At 55.5% G+C, this 16,677-nt stretch carries 15 protein-coding genes; 8 read left to right on the forward strand and 7 right to left on the reverse strand.

Annotated elements, in window-relative coordinates; all coding sequences use genetic code 11:
• Positions 1-115 precede the first annotated feature (115 nt).
• Both bhsA and GW579_RS13860 read right to left on the reverse strand, forming a co-directional pair.
• Positions 116-373 (reverse strand): multiple stress resistance protein BhsA, encoded by a 258-nt coding sequence (gene bhsA, locus GW579_RS13855; protein WP_165059538.1) that lies wholly within the window; start codon positions 371-373, stop codon positions 116-118.
• Between the two features lie 415 nt (positions 374-788).
• Complete coding sequence (locus GW579_RS13860; protein WP_152325514.1) at positions 789-1,046, reverse strand: hypothetical protein; 258 nt, start codon at positions 1,044-1,046, stop codon at positions 789-791.
• Positions 1,047-1,248: 202 nt separating this feature from the next.
• Here GW579_RS13860 and GW579_RS13865 point away from each other — a divergent pair, with 202 nt between their 5' ends.
• Positions 1,249-1,908, forward strand: a complete 660-nt coding sequence (locus GW579_RS13865; protein ID WP_165059540.1) for a TetR/AcrR family transcriptional regulator — start codon at positions 1,249-1,251, stop codon at positions 1,906-1,908.
• A gap of 3 nt (positions 1,909-1,911) precedes the next feature.
• Complete coding sequence (locus GW579_RS13870) at positions 1,912-2,799, forward strand: oxygenase MpaB family protein (RefSeq protein WP_165059541.1); 888 nt, start codon at positions 1,912-1,914, stop codon at positions 2,797-2,799.
• A gap of 2 nt (positions 2,800-2,801) precedes the next feature.
• Here GW579_RS13870 and abgT read toward each other — a convergent pair whose 3' ends face one another.
• The 3 genes from abgT to GW579_RS13885 form a co-directional block, all read right to left on the reverse strand.
• Complete coding sequence (abgT, locus tag GW579_RS13875; protein ID WP_165059543.1) at positions 2,802-4,325, reverse strand: p-aminobenzoyl-glutamate transporter; 1,524 nt, start codon at positions 4,323-4,325, stop codon at positions 2,802-2,804.
• Between the two features lie 92 nt (positions 4,326-4,417).
• The gene (locus GW579_RS13880; RefSeq protein WP_165059545.1) at positions 4,418-5,872 is read right to left on the reverse strand and encodes a M20 family metallopeptidase; all 1,455 of its coding nucleotides are present in this window, start codon (positions 5,870-5,872) and stop codon (positions 4,418-4,420) included.
• Positions 5,872-7,188, reverse strand: coding sequence for an amidohydrolase (locus GW579_RS13885; protein WP_165059547.1), 1,317 nt, complete (start codon positions 7,186-7,188; stop codon positions 5,872-5,874). Before GW579_RS13885 ends, GW579_RS13880 begins: the two co-directional genes overlap by 1 nt.
• A gap of 345 nt (positions 7,189-7,533) precedes the next feature.
• Between GW579_RS13885 and GW579_RS13890 the strand changes: the two genes are divergently transcribed.
• Complete coding sequence (locus GW579_RS13890; RefSeq protein WP_152325520.1) at positions 7,534-8,430, forward strand: LysR family transcriptional regulator; 897 nt, start codon at positions 7,534-7,536, stop codon at positions 8,428-8,430.
• 157 nt (positions 8,431-8,587) lie between these two features.
• A complete protein-coding gene (locus GW579_RS13895; RefSeq protein ID WP_152325521.1) occupies positions 8,588-9,694 on the forward strand; it encodes a suppressor of fused domain protein in 1,107 nt (368 codons plus the stop codon).
• A gap of 186 nt (positions 9,695-9,880) precedes the next feature.
• On the opposite strand, the gene GW579_RS13900 is transcribed toward GW579_RS13895, so the two are convergent.
• Both GW579_RS13900 and GW579_RS13905 read right to left on the reverse strand, forming a co-directional pair.
• Complete coding sequence (locus GW579_RS13900; protein WP_165059549.1) at positions 9,881-11,377, reverse strand: MFS transporter; 1,497 nt, start codon at positions 11,375-11,377, stop codon at positions 9,881-9,883.
• A 115-nt stretch (positions 11,378-11,492) separates the two neighbouring features.
• Entirely contained in the window at positions 11,493-12,557 is a 1,065-nt protein-coding gene (locus GW579_RS13905; RefSeq protein ID WP_152325523.1) for an NAD(P)-dependent alcohol dehydrogenase, read from the reverse strand.
• 236 nt (positions 12,558-12,793) lie between these two features.
• Here GW579_RS13905 and osmF point away from each other — a divergent pair, with 236 nt between their 5' ends.
• From osmF to GW579_RS13925, 4 genes are read left to right on the forward strand one after another with little or no spacing between them, the layout of a single operon-like run.
• A complete protein-coding gene (osmF, locus tag GW579_RS13910) occupies positions 12,794-13,732 on the forward strand; it encodes a glycine betaine ABC transporter substrate-binding protein OsmF (protein WP_152325524.1) in 939 nt (312 codons plus the stop codon).
• 60 nt (positions 13,733-13,792) lie between these two features.
• A complete protein-coding gene (locus GW579_RS13915; RefSeq protein ID WP_165059550.1) occupies positions 13,793-14,962 on the forward strand; it encodes an ABC transporter permease in 1,170 nt (389 codons plus the stop codon).
• Complete coding sequence (locus GW579_RS13920) at positions 14,959-15,903, forward strand: ABC transporter ATP-binding protein (RefSeq protein ID WP_152325526.1); 945 nt, start codon at positions 14,959-14,961, stop codon at positions 15,901-15,903. The genes GW579_RS13915 and GW579_RS13920 overlap by 4 nt, the downstream gene beginning before the upstream one ends.
• On the forward strand, positions 15,900-16,670 hold the full coding sequence (locus GW579_RS13925; protein WP_165059552.1) for an ABC transporter permease: 771 nt from the start codon (positions 15,900-15,902) through the stop codon (positions 16,668-16,670). Before GW579_RS13920 ends, GW579_RS13925 begins: the two co-directional genes overlap by 4 nt.
• Positions 16,671-16,677: the final 7 nt, after the last annotated feature.

A 16,677-nucleotide genomic window follows, 5' to 3' on the forward strand; every position in this document is an offset into this window, starting at 1 on the left:
ATTTGTTAACGTTCGATAATTAAATCTTAGACCTGGATCACATTCTGTGCAACTTATTTATTTATTAATCGTTAACTAATTGTGCGGAACAATCTGCTAACGAATGTCGTTGTGCTTATTTGTACAGCTCAGCAGTACCGTACAGGTGGTTTTCACCAGAAGCACCGATGATGCGGTATGAAGATGCACCGGCTTCGGTCGCTTTCGCATTCAGTTTTGACTGCAAAGTCGTCAGGTTACCGTTTGAAGAAGCGCTGATAGTCCCGATAGTTTGTTCACCTGCCGGAGCGGACTGAACCTCAGTGGCTGCCAGAGCAGAGAAAGAAGCGGTAGCGAGTGTCAGAGCAGCGATTGTCATTGCGATAGTTTTCATGATTTGTATTCCTGTTCGTTAATTTTTTTTGGAGTGGCGTTTTCGTCAGCCCCGTTATTCGGTCAACGTTATTTATTACTTAACGTTCGATAAGTAAATGGTAAGGGGTGTTGAGGGTTTGTGCAAGATGTTTTTTTAATGAGCGTTAACTTATTGTGCTGTGACGAACATCACACCAAAGCGCATTGTTGTTTTTGTTTTGTTAAATTTATGTTTTTAAAATGATTCACCTGAAAGATGGAGTTCGGGCTTATCCAATATTGTGCTGAATGAATCTTTAATGATCGCTAAGTTAATGGTTGGTTCCGGCGGGAGAGGGTGTTAAAACTAGGGTCGGCTTAGAAAAAAGATAAGGCAGCAAATGCCGCCTTATCGTTATTCCTGCTCAGACATTCTGTCGTCAGGGCCGGTTTCCTTAGTAGTAAATGGAAGCCGGTTTATGACCTGAAGTCATTGGTGCAGGTGGCTGAGACGGAGAAGTGGAAATACGGCTCTGCGCGACTTTTTTGTTCGTACAGGTTGCCGGGTTACAGAAGTTACTGTCACCGGTCACATTGACCATCGCCACTTCCTGACTCTGTACTGGCATCATGATAACCTGCTGTGCGGCAACATTGGCAACCGGTACAGCGGTTAATGCCAGAACTGCAAGAAGGATTTTGAAGTTACTCATGATGTTTCGTCCTGGGTATTTTGCTTTTATAAAGCGCTTATAGCTGTGCAGCTTTGCGGGTGTGAGTGATTTTCTTATCGCTCGATAATTAAATAATAAACTCCGCTGGACTTGTGCGCAACTATTTTTAATAATGATCGTTAAGTTATTTCTAAAAACAATTTTTATAACCATTATCACAATGGTGATGGAAGGAGGGTGTATGAGCACTGAACAGACGGCTTTGGTCCGGAAAAGTCGCGGTCGCCCAAAACAGTTCGACCGTGGAACTGCTCTGAGCAAGGCCCTGAATTTATTCTGGCGCCATGGTTACGAGGCCACTTCATTAGCTGATCTGGTCGAAGCAACCGGTGCAAAAGCGCCAACTTTGTATGCCGAATTCGGTAATAAAGAAGGGCTTTTCCGCGCAGCCGTTGAGCACTACGTTAAAAATTTCTACGAAAAAGGACGCTGTCTGCTGAGCAGACCTGATTTGTCCGTGGAGCAGGCTATTGACCAGTATTTGCGTGCCATTGCAAACCTGTTTACTGACTGTGATACACCGAGCGGTTGCTTCATGATCAGCGCATCGTCCGGGATGTCTTCATCTTCCGCGGATATTGCCGAAATGCTGCGTGAGCACCATCTGTCGCAGGAACGGACATTGTTCGAATATTTCGAGAAACAGAAACAAAGCGACAATCTGGCTGCGGTGACGGACAGTGCCCTGCTGGCGAAATACCTCGCCTGTACCATTCAGGGTTTCTCTGTCCAGGCGCGCGATGGCGCAACGGCGGCTGAGCTTAATCGTCTGATCGACGTGGTCATGAACCTGTGGCCGGAACTGACAAAAAACACCGTGCAAATCACTGCTGCGCACTAACGGATGTCTGATTTTCGGCAGTTATTAAGAAAGAGAATAGAACGCCAGGTGCTGAGTATTTCGGGCCTGGCGTTAGGCGGTATAGACTTCGAGAATCCTGCGGGCGATCCGGGGCTGTTTGGCCCTGAAAGCGTAACCTGGCGAATTCACGGAGACTTTTCTTCGATGCTTTGCGGCGGTGTCAGTGCCTTGCTGCTGCAAATGCTTCACCCGCTGGCGCTCGCCGGTGTCTGGGATCACTCCTCATTTCGCGAAGACATGCTCGGCCGCCTGCGCCGCACCAGTCAGTTTATTTCCGGAACGACATTTGCCCCGACCCGTGATGCCACGGCGCTCATCGAAAAAGTAAAATTCATTCATCTGCACGTGACCGGCACCGATGCGCACGGCACGCCTTACGCTGCCAGCGACCCGGATTTACTGGTCTGGGTACACGTCGCGGAAGCGTACAGCTTTCTGCAATCTCATCTGCGTTACCGCAATCCTTCACTCAGTTCAACCGAACAGGATCGCTATTACCAGGAATTCGCCCGCGTGGCAGAAAGCCTCGGGGCGGTGAATGTGCCCGACAGCGTTGCGGCGGTAGAAGCCTATTTGCAAGCCATGCGGCCTCAGTTGCGCTGCGATGAAAGAACGCAGGAAGTTGTGCGGTTATTGCGTAATGCGCCTGCGCCAAGCCGTCTGGCTAAACCGGTCGGCAGCCTGATGATTCAGGCCGGTATCGAGCTTTTGCCCGGCTGGGCGGCGGAACAACTGGGGATTTCCCTTTCCCCGGTTAAGCGTAAAACGATTCGTTTTGGCACCCGCCGCATCGCAGGCATCCTGCGCTGGGCGGTCAGAAACGGCTCATGGCATCGCGCGATGCGCCGCATGGGCCGCTTGCCTTCCTGAACTTATAAATGCGGATAAACGCCCGGTCCGATCGGTAAACCCAGCAGATACCAGCCAACCAGCATCAGCAGCCACACCACGAAAAATACAATCGGGTACGGCAGCACCAGCGAATAGTAGGTGCCGAGTTTCGCCTCTTTGTTGTATCGCTGGAGGAATCCGAGGAACAGCGGTACAAACGGCGACATCGGAGCCAGCGGGATCACTGAGGAATCCGCGACGCGGAACACGATCTGCGCGAATGCCGGATGGAAGCCCAGCAGCATAAACATCGGTACGAAAATCGGTGCCAGAATCGACCAGATCGCCGAGCCGCTGGCGATAAACATACACAGCAATGCCGACAGGAAAATCAGCCCGAGGAACGCCGGAATACCGGTCATACCGAGATTTTCCAGCACATCCGTCAGCCCGATCGCCATAAATTTTCCCATATTGCTCCAGTTGAAAAACGCCACAAACTGGGAGAGCGGGAACACCATCACGATAAAACCGGCCATAGACTTCATCGGATCAACCAGCAAATCTGGCACATCGCTGGCGCTGCGGATTTGCTTCGTCACCATGCCGTAAGGCACCGAAATCACGAAGAAGAACAAAATGATCAGCGGTACGATGCCCTGAATAAACGGAGACGGGATGATGCCGCCGGTTTTCGGATTGCGCAGCGGTGCGGCTTCCGGAATCACCAGCAGCGCGACCAGCCCGATGAACACCAGCGCCGCAATCCCGCTCGCCATCAGGCCGCGGTTCTGTTCCGGCGTCAGCTTCTTCATCTCTTCGTTACGTTCGCCGCGATAAACCGGCAGACGCGGTTCGACAAATTTGTCGGTCAGAATGGCCCCGACAATCGTCAGTAAAATTACTGACGCAGCCATGAAATACCAGTTATCGATAACGCTGACCTGAACCGCCGGATTAATCGCTTTTGCCGCTTCGGTACTCAGCCCGGAAAGCAGCACGTCCGTGGTCACAATCAGCAGATTTGCCGTAAAGCCGCAGCCCACACCGGCAATCGCCGCCAGCAAACCGGCCACCGGATGACGCCCGACAGCCAGGAAAATCAGTGCGCCCAGCGGCGGCATCACCACCAGTGCGGCGTCGGACGAAATGTGGCTGAAGAAGGCGATAAAAATCACCATATAGCTGGCATAACGGGCGTTCACTTTCGACGCCATTTTATACATCAGGCTTTGCAGCAGCCCGACGCGCTCCGCCAGACCTGCGCCGATCACCAGCGCCAGAATCGAGCCAAGCGGGGTGAATCCGCTGAAATTCTTAATCACGTTCGGCAAAATCCACTGGATACCTTCCACGCTCAGCAGATTTTTAACGTGGATAACTTCGCCGTTACTCGGATTTACCGCCGTAATATTCAGCCACGAAATCACTGCGCTGGCGACCATCAGAATGGCAATCAAATAAACAAATAACAAAAACGGATTGGGAATTTTATTACCTACACGTTCTACCCACTGGAGAAAACCTCCCGGGCTCTGGCCGGAGTCTTGTGCTTCAATACTCATCTCTTAACCCTCTGTCGTGTTTGATTTTTTTATATTTATGCCGCCCGTCTCTGCCGGAACGGGGCATGAGCGGGCGGTTTACTCGTCGTGATTTATTTGAGTGGCGAAGGTTTTACGCCCGCCGGAATAGGGCAGTGATACGGACGGCGTTCGCGCAGGACGTCTCGCTCTTTCTGGCATGCCGCGAGTAAATCAGGCTTCGTGAACAGCTCGATGGCCGTGGAGGACATCACTTTTGCCGCCAGACACATGCCTTTATGTGCGATTGATGTGCGCCCCTGCGATACTATCTGCCAGGTGTGCAGCGGCGAACCGACCGCAAAGCACGGGCTGAAACACTGAGCGGTCGGCACCAGCCAGCTGACATCCCCGACGTCGGTGGAGCCGTAGAGAATATTGCTGTTCGGTGCATAAGGCGCAACGGCGTCGGTCAGGGGTGACGTGCGCAGCGTTTCGGCAAATGCCATCCCTTCTGCGCCGCTGGTGCGGGAGATGTTCAGCAGATTGTTATCGATATCCTCGTCCGTCAGCGTGGCGCGAATTGACGCCGCAAACGCCTGTTCTTCATCCGTGTACTGCGGTGCGCCAAATGCTTTAACGTACTGATACATCGCGTTTTCCAGCGTGCGGTTCGGCACGTAATTGGAACAGGCTTTATCAAAACGCATCGACATCGTAGTGCCGGTCATCAGCGCCGCGCCTTTGGCGATATCTACTACGCGGTCGAAAATCCCCTGCGCCTGATCCATCTGCGGTGCGCGAACCAGGTATAACACTTCCGCATCGGCCTGCACCACGTTCGGCGAGATACCGCCCGCATTGGTGATGGCGTAATGCAGCCGCGCTTCCTGAATAATGTGCTCACGCAGGAAGTTGGAACCGGTGTTCATCAGCGTCACGGCGTCCAGCGCACTGCGGCCCAGATGTGGCGCAGCAGCGGCGTGTGAGGACACGCCTTTGAAGCTGAACGACGCCTGAATATTGGCCAGCGTCTGGTTGCTGAACATGCCGCTGTAAGTTTCCGGATGCCACGTCAGCGCGGCATCGACGTCACCAAACAGGCCTTCGCGGGCCATAAACGTTTTGCCGGAACCGCCTTCTTCGCCCGGACAGCCGTAAAACCGCACCGTGCCCTGAATCTTTTCGCGTTCCATCCAGGCTTTTACCGCCAGCGCGCCACCGAGCGCCGCCGTCCCGAGCAAATTATGCCCGCAGCCGTGGCCGTTACCGTTTTCGATCAGCGGTTGCGCGGTGTTGCATCCGGCTTTCTGGCTCAGCCCGGCCAGTGCGTCGAATTCGCCGAGCAGGGCGATCACCGGTTTGCCACTGCCGAAGCTGGCGATGAACGCCGTTTCCATGCCACCGACGCCGCGGTCAACCGTAAATCCGCTGGCTTCCAGTTTGTCTGCCAGCAATGCTGAAGAGAACGATTCGGCGAAACGGGTTTCCGGATGATCCCAGATAGCGTCGCTGATTTCCGCCAGCGCCGGTTGCTGGTTATCGATAAAATCGCTGATGAAATTGACAATCGTTTGCTGAGCAGCCATCAGTTTTCCCCTTTGAATTCAGCGATATTCAGCGCCAGTGCGGCCAGCGTTTTGATGCCCTGCATCATCACTTTTTCATCGAAATCAAATAGCTCGTTGTGATGCCCTGCGCTCAGGTCAGTGCCGAAAATCACGTAAGAGGCTTCGCCGCCGCGCGCTTTCACACGTTCCATCATGTACGTCGCGTCTTCAGATCCCGCCGCGCCTTCCTGACGGTCAATAATCTCTGCAAATTCACCCAGTTTTTCCGCCTGCTGATGGATGTAATTGACCCACGCCGCCGTTGGTTTACTGCTTTGCGCCGCGCCCATCAGTTTGATGTCGAATTTCACCTGATGCATTTCGGCCGCGCCGGAAATCACTTTCAGCGCCTGCTGATAAATGAATTCGTTGACCTCATTGGTGGAACCGCGCGTTTCGACTTTCATCATGGCGGAAGAGGCGACTACGTTGCGGCCAGTGCCTGCCTGCAATACGCCGACGTTGACCCGTGAACTGCCGCCGCTGTGGCGGGGAATGGCGTGTAAACCGAGCGTGGCCTGCGCCGCTGCCAGCAGGGCGTTGCGGCCTTCTTCCGGTTTGCCACCGGCATGCGACGCCACGCCGGTGAAGCGCACGTCGAGTTTGGTGGTCGCCATGAACGTGTCGTTGCCGCAGACAATATGATTGGCCGGAACGCCGGTGCCGATATGGACGGCGGTGAAGTAATCGACGTCATCGACCACGCCTGCCGCGACCATGGATTTCGCGCCGCGCGTGCCTTCTTCCGCAGGCTGGAAAATCAGTTTGATCGTGCCGCAAAGCTTATCGCGCGCCTGCATCAGCACTTCCGCCAGGCCTAAACCGATCGTGGTGTGCCCGTCGTGGCCGCAGGCGTGCATCATGCCGTGATTGGCAGAAGCAAATCCTTCGCGGAACGGACGGTGCGCCTCGTCGAGCACCTCGTTTAAATCCAGCGCATCCATGTCGACGCGAAATCCCATCACCGGGCCGGGACGTCCGGTTTCCAGCGTGGCAACAATGCCGGTGAAACCGCCGGAAAAATGCGGCATCCAGCGGGCAATTGCGCCCTGTTCCAGCGCGCGTTGCTCGTGTTCGGCCAGCACGGCGGCAGAAGGCAAACCCATGCGCGAATCCGCATCGATAACGTCTTTGCCCAGTTTCAGCGCGTACCCGAGTTTCTCCAGCCGGTCGGCCACCAGCGTGGACGTACGAAATTCCAGCCAGCCGGATTCGGCATATTTATGCAGGTCACGACGTTGTGTTTGCAGGGCAGGGAACAGCTGTTCAACGTGTTCAGAAATCTCATTAACCATCACGGACTCTCTTTTTTACAGATATGCAGGCTTTCTGCCAAAAGCAGAAAGGAGGAAATCTTGTTTGGGGGGAGTGCGCGCCGGAGCACGAAAACTGGCACAACAAACCCAGACCGGCAGGCGCGAAGCGCAAACCAGTAACCCGTAATTTGTTGCCGTTTGGAGGAAAAATCCGCAGGAAAAGGCCCGGCGGAAGGGACTGCATCGCGGCATTTTTGCCGTCGTATCGGTCAGCGTTTTATGACGAACGTCTGCCTTATGTGTTTTTCAATGTACACAAAGCGATCAGGGCATATAAGATGCCAAAATCTTCTTAGTGATAATCAGGGGTTATCAAAGAATCTCATGCCATCACAAATAAAAATGCATCAGCTGCGGGCGTTTGTGTCAGTGGCACGACAGGGCAGCATTCGCGCCGCCAGCCGTCTGCTCAATCTTTCCCAGCCTGCGCTCACCAAATCGATTAAAGAGCTGGAAGAAGGACTGGGCGCGAGATTATTTGTCCGCCGCCGTCAGGGCGTGACGCTAACCGATTGTGGTGACGCGTTTTTTAAACGCGCGAGCCTGATTCTCGAAGAGCTGCGGGTGGCGCAGGAAGACATCGCCCAGCGCCTCGGCGGAACCAGCGGCAGGGTGAATATCGGTGTCGGTGCCAGCATTGCGCGCACCATAATGCCGGAGGTGATCGACCGTTTTCACCGGGAATTCCCCAATGTGAAAGTGCGTATCGCAGAAGGCCAGCTGGTGTCGATGATCCCGGAACTGCGTCAGGGCGAGCTGGATTTTACCGTAAACACCTATTATCAGGGTCCCTTTGATAACGAACTGTTATACGAAAAGCTGATGGATAAAGAGTACCGCGTGGTCGCCAGACGCGGACACCCGATGCAAAACGCGCGTTCGATGAAAGAATTGCTTCACTGCGACTGGACCATGCCGACGCCGCGCGGAAGCTATTACAAACTGCTCAGTGAAGTGTTTAGCGAGATGGACGCGGAACCGAATATCAGCGTGATTTGCGAGACGTTTATGTCCTGCACCAGCCTGATTGCCAAAACGGATTTCCTCAGTGTGTTATCCGTGGATGTGATTAACGATCCGGTGATCGGCCAGAGTCTGGTGGCACTCGATTTGGATCTGCCGTTGCCGACCGCGACGTTCTATCTCATTCAGCGGCGTGACACCACGCTGACGCCGATGGCGGCACATCTGGCACAACTGTTCCGACTTTATTGCCGGTAATCAATTCTGCCGGTAACAAACCGCATTCGCGTAAAAAGCGCGTGTTTTGATGATTTATCGGGGATTTTTGGGAATATTGCCCGTTATCGGGCTGGCTTATCCGTTCTACACTGACCATCACAGGGAATAATAAGCTTCCTAATATTGCCGAGGTCATATGCGCCAGTCCGACATTGTTGCTGAAGTCAGTAACGACAAACAAACCCTGACCGCGCTGGTCGAACAGGACAACCGCGTGGTGTATTTCTACATTTTCGCCCGGGAAGATCTGCGTGACCGCTTTCCGAAAATGCGTGCCTGCTGGGTGCGTAATCTGGTGCCTGCGCCTTTGCACGATGACACCGCCGCCACCGAACAGGGCATCGCGCCGCTGCTGGCCGCGCCTTATTGCCGCAATCTGGAAGGCGAAGCGCCGCTGGATCCGTCGCAGATTCAGATCCTGTGGAACGAAAGCGATGACGGCGCGGCGTTGTGGTATCAGGGTTTGCTGCTGGCGGTGATCCCCGGCTGGAGTTTGTATATCGATCACTCGGTGTGTTATTCCGCCGGGTGCATCGCGCAGAACCCGCTGACCTTCCCGCTGGGGTCTGCCTCGACCAATACGCAGTGTGAGCTGGCAGAAAAAACCCGTCTTTTCTGGCGTGACTGGCAAAATGAATTCAGCAATCCGTGGCCGAAAATCCAGCGAAAACTGCTCGAATCCTACGAAGATCGCTTTGGCCCTTCGCTGAAATATTACCTGATTAACCAGGGCAGCTGGCCTCCGATGGCGATTTCCCAGCACGAAGACGATGAGAATTATTACTTCTTCACCGTCGGTATGAGTATCCGCCCGATGCCCCAAATCGACATCATTTTCAACGATGAAGCCGAAAAGCATCGCCGCATTGAACTGGCGTTTTCCGTCGGGAAAGAGTACGTGACCGAAGAAAACGCCGTGCAGATGGCGAGCGCGCTGTCCGGTTATGCGCAAATCCCGTGGACCACGCTCAGCTGGCTCGGCGAAGGCCACACGCTGATGTCTCCGATGGCACCTCTGGGCTTCGAAGGCCACGTCATTTCCTCCGCACTGTGCGGACCGGCCGATAAAATGGACCTGCCTGAGATTTACGGCGACCCGGTGAATCAGTTCTGGGTCAGCCCGATATTTACCAGTGAACTGGAATACGCAAAAGGGAAACCGAACGGTGGATTTGAACTGGTCGCCGCGATGATCGAGAATGGAATCGGGTTTGTGTTTGCGCCGAGGAGTGCGGTGATGTGATGTCACTCTCTCAGTTTTCTAACAGAGATGAGTAAGAATACCGATCTGCTCCCTCCCCTGCGAAGGGGAGGGTTGGGGTGGGGTATTAAGGTCAAAAACAAGATTTAAAGTTTGTTTAGACAAGGCGTTAGCTTTTAAAACCCCCTCCCGACCTCCCCCTTCGCAGGGGGAGGAGCAAGGCAAAAACTAAACTGGTTTAATTTCCTGCTGAAAATCTTCAGCATCTACGTCATACCCCGACGGTTCCCACCGCACCGCTGTCAGCACGATGAGTCCTGCCAGCGGCGCTAACGCGATCACCCAAAACACGCCGGTGCCTAACGCGGCGGAAAGCACCGGGAACAGGAACAGGGAAAGGGTGGAACTGGCGCGCATCAGCGTCTGGTTGAAACCGACACCCATGCCGCGCAGCGACGTCGGGTAGCTCAGCGAAGCGAATGTCATGGTGTGCGAGCCCGGACCGAATCCCTGGCCGAACAGGAACAATGCCAGCATGGCGATGGAAATTGCCGCTTCACTGCCGTCGGCCGGACGGCCAACCAGCGCCAGCCCGATCATCGCAATGAGCTGACAGGCGTAACCGGCATAAGTCATTTTCCATGCACCAAATTTAGAGACATAGCGCACGGCAATCAGACCGCCGACAAACGCGAAGCACAGATTCAGGCCAAGCGAGAACAAAATGGTGCTGATCATCGACTGTTTCAGGAAGCTGGATAAAATTACCGGCAGACCGAACGCCACGGCGTTGTAGGCAAATGACGAGGCGACGGCGGTCACCGTAGCCAGCACGGTGCGGCGCAGATAAATGCCCTGCAACAGCGTGCCGTAATTCCGCCATGCCGCTTTGCGCACTTTCACCTGCGGCGTTTTATCGGCATCATCGGCAACAACCGCATTGATGTTATAGGATTTTCTCAGGATAGCCGCCGCACTTTGCAGGTCGCCCTGATTCGCCGCCCAGACCGGCGATTCATTCATGTAACGGTGGCGTATCGCGATAATCAGAATCGCCGGCACCGCGCCAAAACCGAGGATTAAACGCCACAGCCAGTCGGTGTGCGTGGCCGGCAATACCGCGTAAAGCAGCAGAACCAGCAGATAGGAAACGCTGATCGCCGCGTACCACGTCGGGCACCACATCGCCACGCGCGAGGCTTTATTGCCGCGCCCCTGAAGTTTGGAGAACTCCGCCAAAAACGCCATCGCCACCGGTAAATCGATACCGACACCGAGGCCCATCACAAAGCGCGAGCCGCCAAGCACCCATTCATTTGGCGCAAAGGCACAGGCCAGTGCGGCAATCACAAAGAAGAACATGTCGGCCATGAACACACGATAACGGCCAATTTTGTCGGTCAGATAGCCGCCGAAAAGCGCGCCGACAATCGCCCCGAAGGTGATTGCGGAAGCGACAAAGCCCGCGCCGGAAGGCGTCAGGCCGAATTGGCGGGTGATATCTTTCATCCCGAAGGCCAGCGCACCGAGGTCGTAAGCGTCGAGGAAAACGCCGCCCAGTGCGATAGCTATCACGATGCGCGCGTCGCTGATTTTCGCGGCGCCACGGTTCACTAACTGAGTAATATCGGCAGCAGAACGAATCACCACCGGTTTGTCAGACGCAGAATCTGCGCTGTAATCCCCTGAAGAGGCGGCGGGAGAGGCCGCAATTGAATCAGACATTGTTGTGTTTACGCTTTTTGACAAAAAAACCAGCATAGAGGCGAGGTGATGCCGGTCACAAGTCCTGATTCAGCGATACGTAAAAACAAATGGCTATAAGTTAAAGCTAAGTGATCTAAGCCTGCGCAGGCCAGCGTAAAACGGCCTTCATCACCTTGCCGCAGGCGGCGTCGTCAATAGCCTGACGGATATCCTGAAAGTCGTAAAAATGCAGCAGGCGGTCGAAAGGAAATTGCCCGGCCTGCCAGAGTGTAATCATTTTTGGGATGAACGCCTGCGCCACGGAGTCGCCCTGGATCACGCTGAGTATTTTCCTCCCGCGCGAAAGCGTTGCCCCGCCCGTACCGGTCAGCCGTACCATTGTGCCGCCGTCTTTCAGCGCGTCCTGCCCGAGTTTATCCAGCGCGGAAACGCCCGCCGTATCGATAACGTAATCCAGAGTTTCGCGCAGACTACGCTCCTTTCCGGTTTTCATGGCTTCTGTCGCGCCCAGTTCCAGCGCCAGATCCCGCCGGTGCTGATGCTGATCGAGGGCGATAATCTCTTTTGCCCCAGCAATTTTTGCCGCCATCACCGCCGCCATGCCTACCGCACCGGTGCCAATGACCAGCAGACGATCGCTTTTTTTCACTTTCAGCGTATTCATTACCGTACCCGCACCGGTTTGCAGGCCGCAGCCGAGCGGAGCCAGCGTGGCGAGTGGCAGCGATTTACCGACTTTCACCAGATTTTGTTCCGTGACCAGCGCGTAACTGGCAAATGAGGATTGCCCGAAAAAATGCCCGCTGATGCCCGGAGGGTAAGCGCTGCTGCCATCAAGGCGGGAGAAGCCAAAGTTCAGCGTAGAAAAATGTTCGCAGTCTGCCGGGCGGTGCGCGGAACAGGCGTCGCACTGGCCGCATGACTGAAAAGACAGCACAACGTGATCGCCCGGTTTTACCGTCGTCACCGCGCTGCCGATCTGCTCGACAATCCCCGCGCCTTCGTGGCCCAAAACAGCGCCCGGCGAGAAAAAACTGATATCGGTGTGGCAAATTCCGCAGGCAACGATGCGGACACCCACCTCATTACGGCGCGGCGCGCTCAGGCGCAACTTTTCAAATTTGAGCTGATGGTTATCACTGACCACGGCGGCTTCAATCATGCGTGGTGCGGTTCTTTTCGGTGAATAAACGGACATCTGGCTCTCCTTATTAAAGGGAAAACAGAAGATTCCGGCTCAGTGTTTTACCGGATAAGCTTCGAACATTTTTGCATTTTACTCAGCTACCGCTGCCTGCTTTTATGGCTCACCATCCATTCCCCTGCGCGAAATTGGACTATTCTTGTTAGCAGCTTGTTTATTCAGATGAAAGCAGAAAGACAGAGCAGTCGCCGGGCGACAAAAACCAACATAACCCGATAAGAGGATAGAACATGACTGTAACAACTGGGCGAGTACGGGGCGTTTCCATGGCAGCGCTGGCGCTGGTTTCGGCATTGAGTTTCAGCGCACAGGCCGCAGAGGATGCCGTTCGTGTCGGCTCGAAAATTGATACCGAGGGTTCCCTGCTAGGTAACATCATTATTCAGGTTCTGGAAGCCAACGGCATTCACACCACCAATAAATTGCAGCTGGGGACGACCAAAGTGGTGCGCGGTGCGATCACCGCCGGGGAAATCGATATTTATCCGGAATACACAGGTAACGGCGCATTCTTCTTCTCCGATGAAAAAGATCCGGCGTGGAAAAATGCGCAGGCCGGTTTCGATAAAGTGAAAAAACTCGATTACGACCAGAACAAGATTGTCTGGCTTGATCCGTCACCGGCGAATAACACCTGGACTATCGCGGTGCGTCAGGATGTGGCGAGTGCGCATGACCTGAAATCGCTGGCCGATTTGGGCAAATTCATCAGCAGCGGCGGGGATTTCAAACTGGCGGCATCGGCGGAGTTTATTGAGCGTCCGGATGCGTTGCCGGCGTTTGAAAATGCCTACGGCTTCAAGCTGAATCAGCAACAACTGTTGTCGCTGGCGGGCGGTGATACGGCGGTGACTATAAAAGCGGCGGCGGAAAAAACGTCCGGTGTGAACGCGGCGATGGCGTATGGCACCGACGGCCCGGTGGCCGCGCTCGGCCTGCAAACGCTGGAAGATCCGAAAGGTGTGCAGCCCATTTATGCGCCTGCGCCAATCATCCGCGAAGCCGCGCTGAAAGCGCATCCGAACATTCCTGATCTGCTGAAACCGGTCTTTGCTTCCCTCGATACCAAAACGCTGCAAACGCTGAACGCGAAAATTGCGGTCGATGGTCAGGATGCGAAAAAGGTCGCGGCGAAATATTTGCAGGACAAAGGTTTCGTTAAAAAATAACCGGGCAGTGACGCCCTGAATGCGGCCTGCGGGCCGTGTTCACTGAAATCAGGTAACGTTTTGGCTCATCATTCACCCGTTAAAAACCGCGTATTGCTGACGCTGGTTTTCCTGTTATTGCTGTCCGGTTCCGGTCTGGCCTTTCTCAGCCATGCGCCTAACCGCCTGGTGTCGGGGCAGGGCATTTCGCTGGCCTCGTTGCTCCACGGCTATACCTTTTTCGTGCTTCTGCCGGTGATATTGCTGGTGGTGAGCGCTTTTCTTACGTTGTTTGGCCGCAGCCATTTGCTGGTGATGTTGCTGGCAGAAATTCTCCTGGCGGCGCTGGTCTGGCTGGCCGGATATACCGCGGTACAACTGACCGGCGGCAACGAAGACAGTATTGCGCGCACCTCGCTCGGCGGCGGTTTCTGGGCGGCAGCGGCGCTGTGTCTGCTGATTGCCTCCGACGCCATTTCCCGTTTTACCCGCAATCACACCCTGCGCATTTTGCTCAATATCCAGATGCTGATCCCGGTGGTTTTGCTGCTGTTTTACGGCCAGCTTTCCGGGCTGTCGCTGCTGAAAGAGTACGACAACCGTTCAGACGTTTTTAACGACGCACTCTGGCAGCATCTGGGGATTTTGTTCGGCACGCTGGTGCCTGCGGTGCTGATCGGCCTGCCGGTCGGTTTGCTCTGCCACCGCCATGTGCGCTGGCGCGGGCCGGTGCTGTCGGTGCTCAATATTATTCAGACCGTGCCGTCGATTGCGCTGTTTGGCCTGCTGCTCGCGCCGCTGGCCGGGCTGGCAAAAGCGCTGCCGTGGCTGGGCGAACATGGGATCAGCGGTATCGGGCTGGCCCCGGCAATTATCGCGCTGGTGCTTTACTCCCTGTTGCCGCTGGTGCGCGGCGTGATTGCCGGGCTCGATTCCGTGCCGGAAGCGGTGATTGAATCCGCGCGCGGTATGGGCATGAACCGCGGGCAGGTCTTTTTCCGCGTCCAGATGCCGATTGCGCTGCCGGTTATCCTCACCGGCATCCGGATTGTGGCGGTGCAAACCGTCGGAATGGCGATGGTCGCGGCGCTGATTGGCGCGGGCGGGTTGGGGGCGATTATGTTCCAGGGCCTGTTAAGCAGCGCGCTGGATCTGGTGTTGCTCGGGGTGATCCCCGCGGTTCTGATGGCCGTCGTGGTCGACAGCATTTTTAAATTCGCAGTCTCAATACTGGAAACCTCACGCAGATGATTCATTTCAAGCAGGTAAGTAAACACTTCGCTGGCAAGGCGGTCGTGCGTGACCTGACGCTGGAAATGGCCAAAGGCGAATTCACCGTGCTGATCGGGACGTCCGGCTCGGGGAAATCCACCACGCTGAAGATGATCAACCGGCTGGAAGAGCACGATCGCGGCGAAATTCTCTTTGCCGGTGAACCGATTGAAAAATTTCGCGCGCAGGATTTACGCCGCCGGATGGGGTACGCCATTCAGTCGATTGGCCTGTTTCCGCACTGGACGGTGGAAGAGAACATCGCCACCGTACCGCAGTTACTCAAATGGCCGAAGGCCAAAATCCGCGACCGCGTGACCGAATTGCTCGAACTGCTGAGTCTGGATCCGAAACAGTTCCGCACGCGTTATCCGCACCAGCTTTCCGGCGGGCAGCAGCAGCGTGTCGGCGTGGCGCGTGCGCTGGCATCAGACCCGGAAGTGCTGCTGATGGATGAACCGTTCGGCGCGCTCGATCCGGTGACGCGCGCGACGTTGCAGGAAGAAGTGGCGCGTATTCATAAACTCTCGCACCGCACGATTGTGCTGGTGACGCACGACATCGACGAAGCGCTGGCGCTGGCTGACCGCATCGTGCTGCTCAACGACGGGCAGGTGGTGCAGCAGGGTACGCCGCTGGAATTGCTGACCAAACCGGCGACGCCGTTCGTGCGTGATTTCTTTGGCGGCAGCGATATGGGCCTTCGTTTGCTGTCCTTGCAGGAAGTCGGTTCGCGCACACGTCAGGGCGAATATTACGCCGGTAATGAAAAACCTCTGGTGGCGTCGATGAGCCTGAGCCAGGCGCTGTCAAAATTTGTCGCGCAACAGGTTCAGCAACTGCCGGTGGTGGATGAGCAGGGGCAGCCGGTCGGTGTGCTGCATTTTGCGGATCTGACGACGACAGGGAACGCTGTATGAAACACGGCTTACGGCGAGTTCTCACGGATCCTCTCATCTGGGTACTGGCGCTTTTGCTGGCGCTGATTTTCGGCATGACGTCGCTCGGCGGCCTGTTTCACTGGATGTTTCCCGCGCTCAGCAGACCGGTGTATCAGCAGGAAAGCTTCGCCTCGCTGGTGGAAGCGCACCTCTTGCTGGTCGGTGTTTCCAGCCTGATTGCGGTGGTGATCGGCGTGGCGGCGGGCGTGGGTGTCACGCGTCCGGCGGGCAAGGAATTCCGCTCGCTGATCGAAACGCTGGTGGCGATGGGGCAGACTTTTCCGCCGGTCGCCGTGCTGGCGGTGGCGGTGCCGGTGATGGGGTTTAGCGAAAAACCGGCGATAATCGCGCTGGTGCTTTACGGCCTGCTGCCCATTTTGCAGGGCACAATTGCCGGGATTGAATCGGTGCCAGCGTCGGCACGCGAAATTGCGCAGGGCGTCGGGATGAGCCGCTGGCAGATGCTGAGAAAGGTCGAAATCCCGCTGGCCGCGCCGGTGATCATTGCCGGTATCCGCACATCAGTGATCATCAATATCGGGACGGCGGCGATTGCGTCAACGGTCGGGACATCAAGCCTGGGGTCGCCGATTATTATCGGTCTGAGCGGCTTTAATACGGCGTATGTTTTGCAGGGCGCGGTGATTGTCGCGCTGCTGGCGATTTGCGTGGATATGCTGTTTGAACGCTGGAGCCGCTGGCTGCAACGGTGGCAGCAGCGGTCTGGCGGTGAATCAGTGCGCTGACGTCGAA

The sequence above is a fragment of the Rahnella contaminans genome (genome assembly GCF_011065485.1).
GTDB lineage: Bacteria > Pseudomonadota > Gammaproteobacteria > Enterobacterales > Enterobacteriaceae > Rahnella > Rahnella contaminans.

Excerpts from the sequence above, each read along its gene's own strand:
- GW579_RS13880 (WP_165059545.1), bottom strand. The coding sequence starts at position 5,872 with ATGGCTGCTCAGCAAACGATTGTCAATTTCATCAGCGATTTTATCGAT.
- bhsA (WP_165059538.1), bottom strand. The coding sequence starts at position 373 with ATGAAAACTATCGCAATGACAATCGCTGCTCTGACACTCGCTACCGCT.
- GW579_RS13920 (WP_152325526.1), top strand. The coding sequence starts at position 14,959 with ATGATTCATTTCAAGCAGGTAAGTAAACACTTCGCTGGCAAGGCGGTC.
- GW579_RS13925 (WP_165059552.1), top strand. The coding sequence starts at position 15,900 with ATGAAACACGGCTTACGGCGAGTTCTCACGGATCCTCTCATCTGGGTA.
- GW579_RS13865 (WP_165059540.1), top strand. The coding sequence starts at position 1,249 with ATGAGCACTGAACAGACGGCTTTGGTCCGGAAAAGTCGCGGTCGCCCA.
- GW579_RS13870 (WP_165059541.1), top strand. The coding sequence starts at position 1,912 with ATGTCTGATTTTCGGCAGTTATTAAGAAAGAGAATAGAACGCCAGGTG.
- GW579_RS13905 (WP_152325523.1), bottom strand. The coding sequence starts at position 12,557 with ATGTCCGTTTATTCACCGAAAAGAACCGCACCACGCATGATTGAAGCC.
- GW579_RS13890 (WP_152325520.1), top strand. The coding sequence starts at position 7,534 with ATGCCATCACAAATAAAAATGCATCAGCTGCGGGCGTTTGTGTCAGTG.
- osmF (WP_152325524.1), top strand. The coding sequence starts at position 12,794 with ATGACTGTAACAACTGGGCGAGTACGGGGCGTTTCCATGGCAGCGCTG.
- GW579_RS13900 (WP_165059549.1), bottom strand. The coding sequence starts at position 11,377 with ATGTCTGATTCAATTGCGGCCTCTCCCGCCGCCTCTTCAGGGGATTAC.
- abgT (WP_165059543.1), bottom strand. The coding sequence starts at position 4,325 with ATGAGTATTGAAGCACAAGACTCCGGCCAGAGCCCGGGAGGTTTTCTC.
- GW579_RS13860 (WP_152325514.1), bottom strand. The coding sequence starts at position 1,046 with ATGAGTAACTTCAAAATCCTTCTTGCAGTTCTGGCATTAACCGCTGTA.
- GW579_RS13895 (WP_152325521.1), top strand. The coding sequence starts at position 8,588 with ATGCGCCAGTCCGACATTGTTGCTGAAGTCAGTAACGACAAACAAACC.
- GW579_RS13885 (WP_165059547.1), bottom strand. The coding sequence starts at position 7,188 with ATGGTTAATGAGATTTCTGAACACGTTGAACAGCTGTTCCCTGCCCTG.